Source organism: Rhizobium chutanense (assembly GCF_002531935.1).
Lineage (GTDB): Bacteria > Pseudomonadota > Alphaproteobacteria > Rhizobiales > Rhizobiaceae > Rhizobium > Rhizobium chutanense.
Window position 1 is genome coordinate 17,790 of sequence record NZ_NWSV01000007.1, and the last position, 16,625, is coordinate 34,414.

Annotated in this window: 17 protein-coding genes; 6 read left to right on the forward strand and 11 right to left on the reverse strand. The window is 62.0% G+C overall.

What is annotated here, in order from left to right; genetic code table 11:
* The 4 genes from CO666_RS13320 to CO666_RS13335 all read right to left on the reverse strand — a co-directional run bounded on the left by CO666_RS13320 (position 1) and on the right by CO666_RS13335 (position 4,070).
* Positions 1 to 1,314, reverse strand: coding sequence for a cytosine deaminase (locus CO666_RS13320; protein WP_097612597.1), 1,314 nt, complete (start codon positions 1,312 to 1,314; stop codon positions 1 to 3).
* On the reverse strand, positions 1,314 to 2,156 hold the full coding sequence (locus tag CO666_RS13325; protein ID WP_097612598.1) for an ABC transporter permease: 843 nt from the start codon (positions 2,154 to 2,156) through the stop codon (positions 1,314 to 1,316). Before CO666_RS13325 ends, CO666_RS13320 begins: the two co-directional genes overlap by 1 nt.
* Positions 2,156 to 2,980 carry an ABC transporter ATP-binding protein gene (locus CO666_RS13330; RefSeq protein ID WP_097612599.1) on the reverse strand — a complete coding sequence of 275 codons (825 nt, stop codon included), beginning with the start codon at positions 2,978 to 2,980 and terminating at the stop codon, positions 2,156 to 2,158. The genes CO666_RS13325 and CO666_RS13330 overlap by 1 nt, the downstream gene beginning before the upstream one ends.
* 73 nt (positions 2,981 to 3,053) lie before the next feature.
* Positions 3,054 to 4,070 (reverse strand): ABC transporter substrate-binding protein, encoded by a 1,017-nt coding sequence (locus tag CO666_RS13335; RefSeq protein ID WP_097612801.1) that lies wholly within the window; start codon positions 4,068 to 4,070, stop codon positions 3,054 to 3,056.
* Positions 4,071 to 4,251: 181 nt separating this feature from the next.
* Here CO666_RS13335 and CO666_RS13340 point away from each other — a divergent pair, with 181 nt between their 5' ends.
* Positions 4,252 to 5,202, forward strand: coding sequence for a LysR substrate-binding domain-containing protein (locus CO666_RS13340; protein ID WP_097612600.1), 951 nt, complete (start codon positions 4,252 to 4,254; stop codon positions 5,200 to 5,202).
* Positions 5,203 to 5,220: 18 nt separating this feature from the next.
* Here the strand turns inward: CO666_RS13340 and CO666_RS13345 are convergent, their stop codons facing one another.
* Together CO666_RS13345 and CO666_RS33640 are read right to left on the reverse strand one after the other, a co-directional pair.
* On the reverse strand, positions 5,221 to 6,018 hold the full coding sequence (locus CO666_RS13345) for a creatininase family protein (RefSeq protein WP_097612601.1): 798 nt from the start codon (positions 6,016 to 6,018) through the stop codon (positions 5,221 to 5,223).
* The gene (locus CO666_RS33640) at positions 5,993 to 6,229 is read right to left on the reverse strand and encodes a hypothetical protein (protein WP_143540299.1); all 237 of its coding nucleotides are present in this window, start codon (positions 6,227 to 6,229) and stop codon (positions 5,993 to 5,995) included. Before CO666_RS33640 ends, CO666_RS13345 begins: the two co-directional genes overlap by 26 nt.
* Before the next feature lie 25 nt (positions 6,230 to 6,254).
* On the opposite strand from CO666_RS33640, the gene CO666_RS13350 reads away from it, so the two are divergent.
* Complete coding sequence (locus CO666_RS13350; RefSeq protein ID WP_097612602.1) at positions 6,255 to 6,734, forward strand: DUF2938 domain-containing protein; 480 nt, start codon at positions 6,255 to 6,257, stop codon at positions 6,732 to 6,734.
* Between the two features lie 275 nt (positions 6,735 to 7,009).
* Here CO666_RS13350 and CO666_RS13355 read toward each other — a convergent pair whose 3' ends face one another.
* Genes CO666_RS13355 through CO666_RS13365 form a run of 3 tightly spaced genes read right to left on the reverse strand, consistent with a single transcriptional unit; the run spans position 7,010 to position 10,005 of the window.
* Complete coding sequence (locus CO666_RS13355; protein ID WP_097612603.1) at positions 7,010 to 7,651, reverse strand: ThuA domain-containing protein; 642 nt, start codon at positions 7,649 to 7,651, stop codon at positions 7,010 to 7,012.
* A gap of 17 nt (positions 7,652 to 7,668) precedes the next feature.
* Entirely contained in the window at positions 7,669 to 8,769 is a 1,101-nt protein-coding gene (locus CO666_RS13360) for a Gfo/Idh/MocA family protein (RefSeq protein ID WP_097612604.1), read from the reverse strand.
* 36 nt (positions 8,770 to 8,805) lie between these two features.
* Positions 8,806 to 10,005, reverse strand: coding sequence for an ROK family transcriptional regulator (locus tag CO666_RS13365; RefSeq protein WP_097612605.1), 1,200 nt, complete (start codon positions 10,003 to 10,005; stop codon positions 8,806 to 8,808).
* Positions 10,006 to 10,203: 198 nt separating this feature from the next.
* Here CO666_RS13365 and CO666_RS13370 point away from each other — a divergent pair, with 198 nt between their 5' ends.
* The 4 genes from CO666_RS13370 (at position 10,204) to CO666_RS13385 (ending at position 14,466) form a co-directional block, all read left to right on the forward strand.
* Complete coding sequence (locus tag CO666_RS13370) at positions 10,204 to 11,508, forward strand: extracellular solute-binding protein (RefSeq protein ID WP_097612606.1); 1,305 nt, start codon at positions 10,204 to 10,206, stop codon at positions 11,506 to 11,508.
* Between the two features lie 81 nt (positions 11,509 to 11,589).
* The gene (locus CO666_RS13375) at positions 11,590 to 12,528 is read left to right on the forward strand and encodes a carbohydrate ABC transporter permease (protein ID WP_097612607.1); all 939 of its coding nucleotides are present in this window, start codon (positions 11,590 to 11,592) and stop codon (positions 12,526 to 12,528) included.
* The gene (locus tag CO666_RS13380) at positions 12,521 to 13,369 is read left to right on the forward strand and encodes a carbohydrate ABC transporter permease (protein WP_097612608.1); all 849 of its coding nucleotides are present in this window, start codon (positions 12,521 to 12,523) and stop codon (positions 13,367 to 13,369) included. The genes CO666_RS13375 and CO666_RS13380 overlap by 8 nt, the downstream gene beginning before the upstream one ends.
* Positions 13,370 to 13,392: 23 nt before the next feature.
* Positions 13,393 to 14,466, forward strand: a complete 1,074-nt coding sequence (locus tag CO666_RS13385; protein WP_097612609.1) for an ABC transporter ATP-binding protein — start codon at positions 13,393 to 13,395, stop codon at positions 14,464 to 14,466.
* Between the two features lie 190 nt (positions 14,467 to 14,656).
* Here CO666_RS13385 and kdgD read toward each other — a convergent pair whose 3' ends face one another.
* Positions 14,657 to 15,583, reverse strand: coding sequence for a 5-dehydro-4-deoxyglucarate dehydratase (kdgD, locus tag CO666_RS13390; RefSeq protein ID WP_097612610.1), 927 nt, complete (start codon positions 15,581 to 15,583; stop codon positions 14,657 to 14,659).
* A gap of 30 nt (positions 15,584 to 15,613) precedes the next feature.
* Complete coding sequence (locus tag CO666_RS13395) at positions 15,614 to 16,588, reverse strand: mannonate dehydratase (protein WP_097612611.1); 975 nt, start codon at positions 16,586 to 16,588, stop codon at positions 15,614 to 15,616.
* Between the last annotated feature and the right edge of the window lie 37 nt (positions 16,589 to 16,625).

Consider the following 16,625-nt stretch of genomic DNA (forward strand, 5'->3'; position numbering starts at 1 on the left):
TCAGGCTCCAACGACGCTGTCGAGTTCACGATAGTCCGGCAGGCTGCGGTCGATCACCTTGCCGCGGCGAAGGACGACGCGGTCGGACTGCGGACGGGAAAGAAATTCGCTCCAGCGCCTGGCGCTGAAGAGCACGAGATCGGCAGCACTGCCGACGGCGATGCGCCCCATATCCGGCCGGCCGAGAATATCGGCGGGCGAGGTGGTGACGACACGCGCGGCCGTATCCAGCGGATGGTCGAGATGCAGGATGCGGACCGCCTCGCGAAACACCTCCACCGGATCGAGATCGCCGTAGGCATAGAAGGGATCGCGGGTATTGTCGGAGGCGACGGCGGTGGCAACGCCGGCCGCCGCCAGCTCCTTGAACAGGGTGACACCGCGCCAGCGCGGTGTGCGGCCGGGATAGCGGTCCTGCAGATACATGTTGCACATCGGCAGCGAGACGATCGAAAGCCCGGCCTGCGCGACGAGTTCGACCGTGCGTTTTGCCGTCTCTTCGTCCTGGCGGGCGAGCGAGCAGCAATGGCCGGCCGTCACCCTGCCGTCGAAGCGGTTGCGCAGCACCGCTTGCGCGATCGCCTTCAGGGATTCTGCAGCCGGATCGTCGGTCTCGTCGACATGAAGATCGACATCGAGGCCGTTATCGGCCGCGGCTCTGAACAGCGTGTCGAGCTGGCTGTCGAGATCGGCGCTCATCCGGGTGACGCCGCCGATCAGCCCGGCCTTTTCGCGGACCACGGTGACGAGATCGGCGAAATAGGCCGCGTCCGCCATGTTCTCCATCGGAAACAGCGCCACCGCCTGCAAAGCGATCCTGTCCCTCCAGACCTCGCGCAGCTCGGCGAAGACCTCGAAGGAAATGCGGTGCTGCGGCGCCAGCGAATCGAGATGGGTGCGGATTAGGCTGGTGCCGTGCGCATAGGCGCAGCGCAAGGAAAACTCCATGCGCTTCCTCACGTCGGCAGCCGACCAATGCGCTTCGCGGTCGGTGCGCACCGCCTCCAGCGCCGCCATGAAGGTGCCGTCCGTGTTGGCGTTGCGCGGCCAGATATGGCCCTTGTCGAGATGCGTATGCATATCGGCGAAGCAAGGCCAGACCATGCCGTCCTTCAGGTCGGATCTGGCAATTTCCACAGGCGCTTCGCCCGGCGCCAGCACGGCGGAAACGACGCCGTCGGTGATGACGATATCGGCTTTGACCAGCCCCTCGACGGCGGGCGCGTCATATCCTGCGACGGCAGCGGCGGGCAGCGTCGCATTGCTCAGCACGAAGCGGCCGGCATTGGGCGGGGAGATGAAGGAATAGGTCATCAGTTTTCCCGTTTCAGGCTGCTCTCGTGCCAGCGATGCAGGGCGAGCCACGAAATGAAGGAGGTGACGGCAAAGATTGCGACACCGAGCAGCGAGAGCAGCAGCAGCGCTGCGAACAGGCGAGGAATGTTCAGCCGGTACTGGGCTTCGAGGAGCCGGAATGCCAGACCGGAGCCGGCACCGGCTGAACCCGCTGCAAATTCGGCAACGACGGCGGCAATCAGTGCAAGGCCGCCGCCGATCCTGAGGCCGGTCATGAAATAGGGCTGGGCCGCCGGCAGCTTGAGAAAGAACAATGTCTGCCAGCGGGAGGCGCCGTAGAGTTCGAACAGGTTGATGAGGTTGTGGTCGACGCTCTTCAGCCCTTGGACCATGTTTGAAAGGATCGGGAAAAAGGCGACGAGGAAGGCGCAGATCAGCAGCGCCACCTGCGTCGACGGTGCATAGATCAGGATCAGCGGCGAGATCGCCACGACCGGCGTGACCTGCAGGATGACCGCGAGCGGATAGAAGGCGAGTTCGATCCAGCGCGACTGCACGAGAAAGATCGCAAAACCGACGCCGCCGACAAGCGCCAGAATCAGCGACAGAAAGGTGATCTTGGTGGTGACCCAGAGGGCAGGGGCAAGTGTGCCCCAATCGGTCACCAAGGCGTTGGCGACGGCGGCCGGCCCGGGCAGGATGTAGGGCGGGACACCCGACAGTTTTACGTAGATGTACCAGATCAGGATCAGCAGGGCGATGACGAGGAAGGGGATGGAAATGCGCAGCGCCATAGCGCGGCGCCCGGCGTTTGCAGTGCCGTTGAGACGCAGTGGTGGTGCATCGGTTTCGTCGCTCATCACTGATCTCCTGCCGCGTTGATGGCGCCGATCAGCGAATGCGACACCGTTTCGCAGGCTTTGCGATATTCTTCCGAGGTGCGGTAATGGGCGTCGCGTTCGAGGCTGGTGCTCAGCGGGACGTCGGCGTGCACGCGGCCGGGCCTTGCCTTCATCACGACGATGCGGTTCGAGAGATAGGCGGACTCAAAGACCGAATGGGTGACGAAGATGACGGTAATGCCGGTCGTCTGCCAGAGCCGCAGCACGTCGTCGTTGAGCTTCTGCCGGCTGATCTCGTCGAGCGCCGCGAAGGGCTCGTCCATCAGCAGCAGCTTCGGTTTCGTCACCAGCGCACGGGCAATCGAGACGCGCATCTTCATGCCGCCGGACAGTTCGCGCGGATAGGCCTTGGCGAAATCCTGGAGGCCGACGGTGGTCAGCACCCCCATGATCTGGTCATGCGCCGCCGCCTTCGAAACGCGCCGCAGCCTCAGCGGCAGATGGACATTGTCGAACACGTTCTTCCACGGCATCAGCGTCGGCTCCTGGAAGACGAAGCCGATATCGCCCTCCGGCAGGCCGCTGGCATTGATGCGCGAACTCGGCCAATCGATTGCACCCGAGGTGACGTCGCCGAGGCCGGCGATGATGCGCAGCGCCGTCGATTTGCCGCAGCCGGACGGGCCGAGCAAGCTGACGAATTCGCCGCTTTCGACGGTGAGCGACATCTCTGAAAGCGCCACCGTTCCGCTGGAAAAGACTTTCGAGACCGAGCGCATGACGACCAGTGGCCGCGTGCGCGTCTCCTTCGGGGATAGGGCCTGGGCTTCGGCTGGGGGCATTGCCTGTCTCATTCGCTAGGAAAGGATGCGATCCGCCGCATCTGCGGCGGATGCTTGCCGGCGTTCGACCAGCTTATTTCTTCAGCGCCACGCCGGTGTTCTTGCAGACGAATTTGGTCGTGAACGCCTTGGTGTAATCCGTCTCCGGCTTGAATACCTTGATACCGACCATTTCGGTGAAGAACGCCTTGTAATGGGCGTCGGTGATGCAGCCGATGCCCTTGTCGAGGCTGTCGCCGGATTCGATGATCCCGTATTCCTTCATCTTGGCGATGGAGTAGGCGATCTGGCCATCCGTCATTTCGGGATTGTCCTTCTTGATCAGCGCGTTCGCCTTGCTGTTGTCGCCGTAGAGATAGTTGTACCAACCCTCGATCGAGGCATCGACGAAACGCTGGACGATGTCGGGCTTGCTGTCGATCATCGTCTGGGTGGTGGTGATCATCGTCGAATAGGGGGAATAGCCGTTATCGGCGAGCAGGAAGACTTTCGGCTCGAAGCCGGCCTGCTTCTGGATCTCGTAGGGTTCGGAGGTGAGGTAGCCTTGCTGTGCGGAATCCTTGTCGGCGAGGAATGGCGCCGGGCTGAAATTGTAGGGCTTGTACTGCTCGTCCTTGAAACCCTTGAAGTTTGCCTTCATCCATTCGAAATAGGTGAGATAGCCGTCCTTGCCGAGAAACAGGGTCTTGAGCTTGGCGAGATCTTCGAATTTGTCGATGCCGGCATCGGGATGGGCGATCAGCACCTGCGGGTCCTTCTGGAAGATTGCCGCGACGTCGACCAGCGGAATGCCCTGTTCGACCGCCGAGATCTCGCCCTGCGGACCGCCCATGTAGAAATCGATCTTGCCGGAGATGAGCAGGGCGCTGTTGGCGGCATTCGGGCCGCCCTGTACGATGGTGACGTCGAGGCCGTGTTTGGCATAGGTGCCGTCGGCGACCGCCTGGTAGAAGCCGCCATGCTCGGCCTGCGCCAGCCAGTTCGTACCGTAGCTGACCTTGTCTGCCGCCTGCGCCGTGACGGCGGCGCCAAACGCACCGCCCAGGCCGATGAGTGCGGAAAAGACCGTATTCTTCTGTGCAATGCGCATGATCAACGTTCCCCTTCTGAGTTCACAACGCCCGTGGCGACGTCGGATTTTCTTCATAGGAGCGATTGCTTTGCTCTTTGAAAAGCATCAAATTTCGTGCGCAACGATGCCTTTTCGGCATCTCAAGCGAGGCCTGTGCCTAATTTGTGCGTGTGCTGTATTTTTATGCAAAGAGGTGGCGATGCTACATTCCAGAAAGCTTCTCTACATCAACGAGATCGCCCGCGCCGGCTCGATCCGCAAGGCGGCAGCGCGGCTGAATGTGGCGTCTTCGGCGATCAACCGGCAAATCCTGGCGCTGGAGGAGGAAATCGGCGCGCCACTGTTCGAGCGCCTGCCGCGCGGCCTGCGTCTGACGGCCGCCGGCGAACTCTGCATCGAGCATATTCGCGAGGTCTTGAAGAATTACGAGCGGTTGGAGGGCCGCATTCGCAGCCTCCGGACGCAACAAGCCGGCAAGATCCGCCTGGTGACGACGGTGGGCCTGGCCGCCGGCCCGCTGCCTGAGATCATCGCCCGGTTCCAGTCGGAGCATCCGCGCGTCTTCATGCAGCTGCGCAACGATGCGGGGACGATGACGGTCAACCCGGTGCTGTCGGGCGAGGTGGATATCGGCCTGGGCTTCAACATTCCGGCGACGCCCGGCATCCGCACGCTCGGCAATTTCGACATCCCGATCGGCGTGGTGCTGCCGCCCGGCCATCCGCTGATCGCTTCGGGTCCGATCAACCTTGCCGATATCGTCCAGGAGCGCCTGGTGTTGGCGCAGCAGGGCACCAGCCTGCGCGACGTGATCAATCTGGCCATGGCCCGCCTCGACGTGCACATCGAGCCCGTCTTGGAAACCAATGCCTCGGAGATGTTGAAGAAGCTGGTGAAATCAGGGGCCGGCGTGACGATGCTGAACCCGCTCGACGTCATCACCGAATGCCGACAGGGCGAACTGGTCTTCCGGCCGATCGCCGAGCCGCATGCGCGCCACCAGACGATGAAACTCTTCGCCCGCGCGCGCACTCCGCTTGATTCCGCCACCAGCCTGTTCGTCGAGTATCTCCTGGCCGAGCTTGCCGGCCTGGTGCAGGAGCTGCAGGCCAAGGGTCATATCGCGATGGAAAGGTCCGTCGCAATCTGAACCCATCTGCGGATGGGGCTATTTCGAATAAAGCTCGGAAAGCGGATAGCGTTTCAGGTCGTGGAGCAGCTCGACGAAACCCTTGACTTGGTGGCGGCAGATCGCTTCCCCCTTTTCGACCGTTCCGAGCGAGGCGTTGCCGACGACGCCGTTCGGATTGAGGTCGTGGGCGATCCAGGCGAGCGAATGGGGCGGCAGCGGCTGGATGTATTTTGACTGTTCGCGCATCCGTTCGGCCTTGGACGTGAAATTCTCCGCCCTGTCCATCCGCACCAGATCGGGACGGAAATAGAGCATCAGCGAGGTCTCCACTTCGCCGCCATGGATGCCGTATTTCATCTCATGTTCGCTGATCATGCCTTCGGGATGGCCGAAGCGGCCCCACTGCGTCGAGACGACGGCCATCTGGAAGCGCACGCGCAGCTCACGCGCCACGATGCTCATGATATCGACATTGCCGCCATGCGAATTGACAATCACCATCTTGCGGATGCCGGCCTCGGCAACCTTGGCGCCGATCGCGGTCCAGATCGGAATGAGCAATTCCGCGCCCAGCGACAAGGTTCCCGGCCCGTAGACATGTTCGTTGGCCTTGCCGATCTCCTGCGTCGGCAGCACCAGGAAATCGAGATCGGCAGGCTTCTGTTGGCGCAGCTCGTTCAGCATGCCGTTGGCGATCGCGACATCGGTGGCGATCGGCAGGTGCGGACCGTGCTGTTCGGTCGAGGCGATCGGAAGGACGGCGATGGTGGTGTCGGCGGAAAGCCCGGCAAAATCGTCGCTGTTCAGTTCATTCCAGTAGAATGGCATTGCCATCGCCGCGCCTCTCATTGCCGTTGGAGACAGTGAGTAGGGAATATCGCAACACGCGAAAAGCATCAATTTGCGCCCGCACCGATGCCTTTTTGCGGATGATGCGTCCGCCGCCGCCGCCGGTGCGCGCGTGCGGTGATGGGACGAGGCGCGCAAACAATTCAGCGACGCCATTGCGCCGGCGAGGCTGCGATGGTTTTCTGGCCTCCCGCAATCGCAACGCTCTCCGGTGATTCCCGATGTTCGATATTCTGTGGCGCGGCCTGGCGATCGGCGCCGGCGCAACCATCCTCATGGACCTCTGGGCGATCGTGCTCACGAAGGTCTTCGGCCAAGCGGCGCCCAATTGGGCCCCGGTCGGCCGCTGGTTCTGGCACCTCGGCCGCGGCAACGTCTTTCACGACAGCATCGCCGATGCCGAGCCCTATGCAAATGAGCTCGCGCTCGGCTGGATCAGCCATTACGCCGTCGGCATTCTCTATGGTGTGATCTTCGCGCTCGTCATGGGATCGGCCTGGCTGGCAGCCCCGACATTCCTTCCCGCCTGGATCTTCGGCATCGTCACCGTCGGGGCAGGGTGGTTCCTGCTGCAGCCGGGCCTTGGGCTCGGCTGGGCTGCGTCCAAACATCCGACACCGAACAAGGTCCGGTGTTTCAATCTGCTGGCGCATACCGTGTTTGCACTGGGGCTTTACGGGACAGCGTTGATCATTGGCTGAGACGAGGGTCCGCTTCCTCCCCATGAGATCGCGGCCCGTTCATCCGCCTGCCGGCACCGACCGGGGTCGAGCCACGGGTCTCGACCCGTCCTTCGGACCCCCGCAGGCGGGGCGAAGGGGATATGCCGCGCCCTCTCCGTTCTCTACTAACCGCTCATAGGGCACGTCCCCACGCCCCGTTTGCGGGGGTCTGCAGGACGGGTCGAGACCAGTGGCTCGACCCCGGTAAGGGTTAGGGTGAGGGGCAGCTTCCGCACGAAGCAAATAGCCTCGCCCTACCGCGCCGCCCAATTCGCGCCGCGGCGGAAGATGGTCTTCATCTCCGGCACGTCGAACTCCTTGGCCTGGTGACCGAGGGAGGAATAGAAGACGCGGCCCTTGCCATATTTGCGCTTCCAGACGACGGGCATGACGACCCCGTCGATCCAGTAGGCGTGTTCGCCGGTGAATTTCGTCGTCGCCAGCACCTCGTTCGAGGGGTCGACATGCATGTAATATTGTTCCGAGGTGTAGGGGAAATCGGCGATCCCTTTTACCAGCGGATCGTCGGGCCGGGTGATGTTGACGGTATAGTCGATAATGTTGCCGGGATGGGCCACCCACTGGCCGCCGATGATGAACTGGTAGTCGACGGAATCGCGGAAGGCATCGCCCGCACCGCCATGATAACCGGCGATGCCTACGCCGCTTTCAATTGCGGCGGCGAGGTTCTTGACCTCCTCCTTTTCGATCTTCGACATCGTCATGATCGGCACGACGAGGCTGAGGTCGTGGACGGAGGGGTCGGCGAGCGCCTCGGTGCCGTGTTCGAGATAGACCTTGAAGCCGTCTTCCTCGAGCATGGCCTTGATGATTTCGGCGCATTCCTGCGGCTCGTGCCCGCTCCAGCCGCCCCAGACGATCAGTGCTTCACGCATTCTCTTTCCTCCTGAAATTATTTCGCCAGCCGTCCGTCGACGATGGATTGGGACAAGGGGGCAGGGCGTTCGACCGCCGTTGATATCGTCACCGTCCGTCCGGTCTCGGATGCTGTATGGAAGGCTTCCATGACTTCAAGCACATGCAGCGCCAGATCGCCGTTGGCGCGATGCGGCCGGTTCGAGCGGATTGCATGCGCCATGTCGGCGACGCCGAGCGAGCGGTAGTTGCCGTCGGCATAGGGTGCGGTGACCGGCTGGTCCTCGAATTCGCCGCCCTTCTTCAGATATTCGACGGGGCCGGCGAATTTGTTGGGGTCGGGGACGATGAGCGTGCCCTCGGTTCCGTAGACCTCCAGCGGCACATGCTTGTGGCCGGCGACATCGAAGCTCATGATGATCTGAACGACGGCGCCGTTGGCAAAAGCCATCATGCCGGCGACATGGGTCGGCACGTGCACGGGGATGCGCTCACCGTTGCGCGGCTCGCTGGTAATGAGCCGTTCGGCCCGCGGCGTCGTCGCAAAGCCTGCAACCTGCGCAACCGGCCCGAGAAGATTAACGAGATCGGTAATGTAATAGGGGCCCATGTCGAGCATCGGCCCGCCGCCGACTTCGTAAAAAAAGGCCGGATTTGGGTGCCAGCGCTCATGGCCCGGGCACATGAAGCTTGCCGAGCCGCCGACCGGCTGGCCGATGACACCCTGGTCGATCAAGGCGCGGGCCGTCTGGTGACCGCCGCCGAGGAAGGTGTCGGGGGCGGCGCCGATGCGCAGATTCCGCGCCTTGGCCGCTTCGGCCAATTTTTTCCCTTCCGCGAAATTAATCCCGAGCGGCTTTTCCGAATAGGTATGTTTGCCGGCCTCCAGCGCCTGCATCGCCACAGCCACATGGGCCTTCGGGATGGTCAGATTGACGATGATCTCGACCTTGGGATCGGCGAAAAGCTCCTCGATGGATTTGACGGGCACGTTGAATTCGGCAGCTTTTGCCTCTGCCAGTTCCCGGTTGAGATCGGCGACGCCGCGAATGTCGAGAATGGGGAAGGATGCCATCGCCGTGAGATAGGCGCCCGAAATATTGCCGCATCCGATGATGCCGATACCGACTTTTTCCATGAGGTCCTCCATATCTGTTTTGATTGTGTCGCCCAGTCAGAGCGCCGGCCCGGTCGTGCTCCAGGGCGATTCGTAGAGTTCGTAGAGCGCCACGGCTGCCGCACCCTGCGCCCAGAAATCATCGCTCGAATCGTCGAAGACGAGTTCGCTGACGCCTTTCAGCGACGGCGGAATGGCGAGTGCATAGGCATCGCGCAGGCTGTTCAAAAAGGGTTCGCCGAGCGCCAGGCTCGATCCGACCAGGATGACGCGGGGCGGGGCAAACAGCGTGACGATATTGGCGATGGTCAAGCCGACCGCTTCGCCGGCGCGGATGGCGGCGCCGATCAGCCGGTCGTCATCGGCCTTGATCAGCGCCTGGGCGTGGGTCATGCCGCGCCCGAGCCGGATCGCTTCGGCAAAACGCCCGTCGGCCTGCTGTTCGCCGAGGATCGCGCTTTCGCCGGCCTGACTGAAAAGCCGCACGATCCCGTTCGGTCCCATGCCGAGCACGAGATCGCCGAGATTGTGGCTGAGGCCGCCGGCGCCGCGGAACAGGCGATTGCCGTGCAGCACGCCGAGCCCCAGCGTCTGTTCCAGTGAAATCAACACCATGTCCTCGAGGTCCCTGGCTCTTCCGAACCAGTGATGGCCGAGCGTGATGGCATGGGCGTCGCTCTCGACGATGGTCGGCGTCGACAGCCGCGTCGACATTTCGGCGGCGAAATCGACATTGGTGTCGCGAAAGATCGGGCTGCTTCTGATATAGCCGGTGCGGTGCTCGACGACGCCGGGAAAGCCGAGGCAGACGCTGTCGACATCGGCGAGCGACAGCCCGGCATCGACGACGCAGCGCCTGACCCCGTCCTCGACCAGATCGGCGATGACGCCGATCGGCTGCCGGTCGATGCGGATCGGCAAAGCGAGCTTCGACAATACGTCGCCGCGGAAATTGGTGACCACGAACACCATTCTATTGGCGGCGATCTTGCCGCCGACGACGCGGGCGGCATCCGGATTGAGCTCCAGCGCCACGCGCGGCCGCCCCCGCACTGCCTCATTGCGGATATCCCCTTCATGGCGCGGCAGGATCAACCCGTCGTCGAGCAGCGAGGCGGTAATAGCCGAAACGGTCGTGGTGGAAAGCTCGGTCCGTTCGCTGATCTCGATGCGCGAGATCGGACCATGGCGCCTGATGGTATCGAGCACGTTCAAGCGATTGATCGCGCGCATCAATTCTGGATCTGCAGTCTTCATGTAAATGTGCCGGCAGTCGTTTCGTTGGGCCGAAGCCAATATTTTTAACGGGTTACGAAATAAATAGCAGGCAATTCCATCGGCCTGTCAAGCCGATTTGATAAAAATACAGGCATTGGGTTGACATCCGGCGCAAGCTCCGTTGAATTAATCCGCATTGGGGAAAAATTGTGAGGATAGGTCCCCTGGGAGGAAATCATGAATTTTATGCTGAAGAACGCCGCATTCGGCGGCAGGCGCATCGCATCCATGGCCGCGGCAGCCGGCATGCTGCTGGCCGGCGCAGGAGCGGCCTCGGCGACAACGGTGGTCAAGTGGCTGCATCTCGAAACCGATCCGAAAAACGTCGCGGCCTGGGAGGATATCGTCAAGAAATACGAGGCCCAGCATCCCGATGTCGACATCCAGATGCAGTTCCTCGAAAACGAGGCCTTCAAGGCCAAGCTTCCGACCTTGCTGCAGTCCGATGATGTGCCGGATTTCTTTTTCAGCTGGGGCGGCGGCGTCCTGAAGCAGCAGTCCGAGACCGGCGCGCTGCAGGATGTGACGGCAGCCCTCGATGCGGACGGCGGAAAATTGCGCAAGGCCTACACCCCGGCTTCGATCGACGGCCTGACCTTCGACGGCAAGACCTGGGCGATCCCCTATAAGGTCGGTCTGGTCAGCTTCTTCTACAACAAGGCGCTGTTTGCCAAGGCCGGCGTCAAGGCCGAGGATATCAAGAGCTGGACTGATTTTCTCGAAGCGGTGAAGAAGATCAAGGCGGCCGGCATCGTCCCGATCGCCGGCGGCGGTGGCGAAAAATGGCCGATCCATTTCTACTGGAGCTATCTCGTCATGCGTGAAGGCGGCCAGAAGGTCTTCGACGCGGCCAAGAACGGCGAAGGCGAAGGTTTCCTCGACCCGGCGATCATCAAGGCGGGCGACGACCTCGCCGAACTCGGCAAGCTCGAACCTTTCCAGCCCGGCTATCTCGGCGCCACCTGGCCGCAGACGCTCGGCGTCTTCGGTGACGGCAAGGCGGCGATGATCCTCGGCTTTGAAGCGACCGAGGCCAACCAGCGCAAGAATGCCGGCGACGGCAAGGGCTTGGCGCCCGACAATATCGGCCGTTTCGTTTTCCCGACGGTGGAGGGCGGCGCCGGCAAGCCCACCGATACACTGGGCGGGCTGAACGGTTGGGCCGTCACCAAGAAGGCCTCCAAGGAAGCGATCGATTTCCTCGCTTTCCTGACGAATGCGGACAACGAGCGGGCGATGGCCAAGGCCGGCATGCTCCTGCCCGTTGCCGTTGGCGCGGATGACGGTGTCGTCAATCCGTTGCTCGCCGAATCGGCCAAACAGCTTGCGGGTTCGACCTGGCATCAGAACTTCTTCGACCAGGATCTCGGTGCGGCCGTCGGCCGTGTCGTCAACGACGTGTCGGTGGAAATCGTCTCCGGACAGATGAATTCCAAGGACGGCGCGCAGATGATCCAGGACGCTTTCGAACTGGAGCAATAACCAGCGCCTGCAGAACCTTCCGGCGCTCCTGCCAATGGGGAGCGCCGGCACCGATGCCGACGAGATGCGAAAGCAGGAATCATGGCCAATATCTCAGTCCTCTCGACGCCGAGTGCCGCAAGGCCGGCAAGACGAGCCGCAAACAGAAAAAGCTCGGTCGCCCACGACCGGCTGGCGGTGCTGCTGCTGTTCCTGCCGCCGGCGCTGCTGCTCTTTACGCTCTTCGTCATTATGCCGATGGGCGAGGCGGCCTGGTACAGCCTCTATAAATGGAACGGTTACGGCACGCCGACCGAGTTCATCGCGCTCCGCAACTTCCAGGTTCTGTTCCGCAACGCAGCTTTCACCCAGGCGCTTGTTAATAACGGCCTGATCATCGTCATCTCGATCTGCATCCAGGTGCCGCTCGCCATCTGGCTTGCCACCATGCTGGCCCACCGCATTCCCGGTGTCGTCGGCTACCGCCTGATCTTCTTCCTGCCCTACGTGCTGGCGGATGTGGCCGCCGGCCTCATATGGCGTTTCGTCTATGACGGCGATTATGGCCTGTTTGCCGCCGTTTCCAACTTTTTCGGCTTCGCCAATCCTTACGTGCTCGCCGACAAGGACCTAGCGATCTATGCAATCCTCGGGGTGATCGTCTGGAAATATTTCGGCTTCCACATGATGCTGTTCATCGCCGGGCTGCAATCGGTCGACAAGAGCGTGCTGGAGGCGGCCGAAATCGACGGCGCCACCGGCTGGCAGAAATTCCGTTACGTCACGCTGCCGCTGCTCGGCTCCACCCTGCGCCTTTCGATCTTCTTTGCCGTCGTCGGCTCGCTGCAGCTCTTCGACATGATCATGCCGCTGACCGGCGGCGGGCCGTCCAACTCGACGCAGACGATGGTCACCTTCCTCTACACCTACGGCGTCATGCGTATGCAGGTCGGTCTCGGCAGTGCCGTCGGCGTGGTGCTCTTCATCATCTGCGTGACGCTCGCCTTCGGCTACAAAAGGATCTTCATGCGCCATGACTGATATGAGCTCTTCCATCCGCATGCGGACATCGACACGCATCTATCTCTATGTGTCGCTGAGCCTGATTGCCGCGATCGTGCTCGTGCCGCTGCTGACGACGGCGCTCGGCGGCTTCAAGACCCTGGGGGATCTCCGCACTAATCCCTTCGGCCTGCCGACGGAGTGGCAATGGACGAACTATACCGACATTCTCTTCGGTGAACGCTACTGGCTGCAGATCGGCAATTCGCTTGTGATCGCCGCACTCACCGTGCTCTTGACGCTGATCGTCTCGTCGATGGCGGCCTTCGCCTTTGCCCATGTCCGCTTCTTCGGCTCGTCCTTCCTGCTCAACTATTTCCTGCTCGGGCTGATGTTTCCGGCGGCGACTGCGATCCTGCCGCTCTTCATCCGTATCCGCGATCTCGGCCTCTTGAATACCTATTGGGGTGTCGTGCTGCCGCAGGTCGCCTTCGGTCTGGGCATGAGCATCCTTTTGTTCCGGAACTATTTCCGCAACCTTCCGGAAGAATTGTTTCAGGCGGCCTTCGTCGACGGCTGCGGTTATATGAGATTCTTCTGGCATATCTCGCTGCCGCTTTCCCGGCCGATCGTCGCCACCGTCAGCATCATCTCCTTCGTCGGCAGTTGGAACAGCTACATTCTGCCGCTGATCATGCTGAACTCGGAATCCAAATATCCCTGGCCGCTCGGCATCATGGTCTATCGCGGCGAATACGGCACGGAGTGGCAATTGGTGCTGGCCTTCATCACGCTGACAATCCTTCCCACCATCATCGTCTTCTTCGTCGCCCAGAGACACATCATCGCCGGATTGACCGCCGGCGCCGTCAAGTCCTGAGCCGAACCATTGGAGCTGCAATCATGGCATCCGTTCAACTGCACGACATCCGCAAGGCCTATGGCGCCGTCGACGTCATCCACGGTATCTCGCTGCATATCGAGGACGGCGAATTCGTCGCCCTCGTCGGGCCGTCCGGCTGCGGAAAATCGACGCTGCTGCGGATGATCGCCGGCCTCGAGGAGATCACCGACGGTGAGATCGCCATCGGCGGCACCGTCGTCAACGCCATGACGCCGCGCGAGCGCAACATCGCCATGGTCTTCCAGTCCTATGCGCTTTATCCGCACATGACGGTGGCTGAAAACATGGGCTTCAATCTGAAGCTCGCCGGCGTTGCCAAACCTGAGATCGAGGCTCGCGTGGCCGAGGCCGCCCGTATGCTCGATCTCGGCCAACTGCTCGACCGCAAACCGGCCCAGCTTTCCGGCGGCCAGCGCCAGCGCGTCGCCATGGGCCGCGCCGTCGTGCGCAATCCCGCCGTCTTCCTCTTCGACGAGCCGCTCTCCAACCTCGATGCGAAACTTCGCGTGCAGATGCGCTCAGAAATCAAGACGCTGCACCAAAAGGTCCGGACGACCTCGATCTATGTCACCCACGACCAGATCGAGGCGATGACGCTCGCCGACCGTATCGTCGTGCTCAATCACGGCAGGGTGGAGCAACAGGGAACACCGCTCGAACTCTACCGGAAGCCGGCCAATCTCTTCGTCGCCGCCTTCATCGGATCGCCGGCGATGAACATGCTCGCGGGCACGGTGGACGGCGAAAACGGCGAGCCGGCCGCCCGCCTCGAAGACGGCACGGCGATCCGCATCGCGCCCGACCGCAAGGTCAAGGCCGGCCAGGCCGTCACCATCGGCCTGCGCCCCGAACATCTCGTTCCCGGCGTATCGGGCGGCACGCCGCTTGCCGGCCGAACCATGCTGGTGGAACCCACCGGCGCCCAGACCCATGTCGTCTTCCACCTTGCCGGCCAGCAGGTGACGGCGATCGTCGACGGCGAATATCCCGCCCGTTACGGCGCCGTATTCGAGGCGAGCATCGGGAGCGACCAGGTGCATGTTTTCGACCGCGGTACCGGCGTGGCGTTGTAAGCGGGATGGCGTTTAGTGTCAGCTCCGTCGATTTGCGAATACCAAAGCCGCCGGGCAAGGGGCGCGTCATGCAAGAGTGGGCGAGAAACGTCTCCCGTTCCTCGCCCACTCTCGCATGACAGAGCATCTCTCCCTGCGAACGAGGGTCGGAAGACGGATCAGGAAACCGCCACCCCAGCTCTCCGCCCTGTTATTCCGCCGCAATCCGTTCGACGCCGTTGGCCCGCACGATCTTTTCCAGGAGTGCGAGCTCTTCCGGGGTGAGATCCGTCAGCGGCGGGCGAACGGGGCCGGGCTTCTGGCCGAGGACCTGGAGACCAGCCTTGATGATCGAGACGGCGTAGCCCTTCTTGCGATTGCGCAGGGCGACAAAGGGGAAGAAGAAGCTTTTCAGGATCTCGTCGACAGTCGCCTGGTCGCCGGTGCGCAGGGCGCCGTAAAAGCGCTGGGCGAGCGCCGGGACGAAGTTGAAGACGGCCGAGGAATAGGTCGTCACGCCGGCGGCGAAATAGGCCTGGGCATAGACCTCGTGGGTCGGCATGCCGCCGACATAGACGAGGCGGTCGCCAAGCCGTGTGGTGATCTCGATCACCTTGTCGACGTCGCCGACGCCGTCCTTGAAGCCGATCAGGTTCGGGCATTCCTCCGTCAGGCGGGCGATGCTGTCGGCGGTCAGGATGGCATTGTCGCGGTTATAGACGATGACGCCGATGCCGACCGATTGGCAGACCGCCTTGACATGGGCGATCAGGCCGGCCTGCTCGGCAAACATCAGGTAGGGCGGCAACAGCAATAGACCGTCGGCGCCGGCCTTTTCGGCCGCCTGGGCGATCTCGATCGCCAGCGACGTGCCGTAGCCGGTTCCGGAAATGATCGGCGTCTTGCCGGCCGAGGCCTTGGCAGCTTTGACGACCTCAGGGATCTCGCTCGGATTGAGGGAGAAGAACTCGCCGGTGCCGCCGGCGGCAAACAGAGCCGCCGCGTCGTAACCGGCAAGCCACTCGACATGGCGGCGGTATTTCGCCTCGTCGAATTTCAGCTGATCGTCGAAATGCGTGACCGGAAACGAGAGGAGACCACTGCCGACGGCCTTCTTCAGTTCAATTGGGTTCATCATGAAGTCCTATTTTATGTGTTGAAGACCGTGTCAGGCGCTTTCGAGCACCTGCAGAAGTGCGGCGATATAGCCGTAGCAAAAGGCAAAGGCGGTGGCGGTCGGATCCTTGCCGCTGACGGTCGGCACGTGGTCGGGCATCAGCATGTATTTGAAGCCGACTTCCTTGTAGATCCTCGCCGAGCGGAACATGTCCATGTCGCCTTCTTCGGGGAACGTCTCCATGAAGGACAGCTTGCCGCCGCGAATGTTGCGGAAGTGAACATTGAAGATCTTGCCGCGCTCTCCGAACCAGCGAATGATATCGTCGATCTCCTTGCCGGGATTTTCGAGCATTTCGCCGATCGAGCCCTGGCAGAAATTGAGGCCGTGATAGGGGTTCTCGCGCATCAGCACGAACTTCTTCAAGCCTTCGACGGTGCCGAGCACCCGCGTGACGCCGCGATAGCCGGGCGGCGTATAGGGATCGTGCGGATGGCAGGCGAGCCGCACGCGGTTGCTTGCGGCGACCGGAACGACGCGCTCGAGGAAATAGTCGATCCGTTCCCAGTTTTCGTCTTCGGAGAGCACGCCGGCAAGGCCGGGTGCTGCCTGCTGATCCGTCTTGTCCCAGCGGAAGCTGGCATTCAGCGAGCCGCCGCGCCCCGGTTCATCCGGTGTGCGGGGAATACCGATCAGGTTGAGATTATATTTGACGGCCGGAATGCCGGCGGCCGCGACATTCTCGATCATCTTGCAGACGGCGTCGATCTGCCTGTCGCGCTCGGGGCCGGCAAGCAGGATATCGGGATAGGAAGCCTTCTCGATCGGCTGCGAGGGCAGGGGCAGCTGGATCATGTCGAGGATCAGGCCGAAGCTTTCGACCTTGTCGCGATGACGCTCGATGTCGGAAAGCGTCCAACTGCTCGGCTTGCCCGGCGGATCGGCGCTGATATGCTTCACACCCAGTTGCGCGAAAATGCGATAATCGTCGTCATCCCGCGCTGCGACCTGTGTTCCGAGATACATTTGAGGCTCTTTCCAAATTCAACAATGTCATATGACA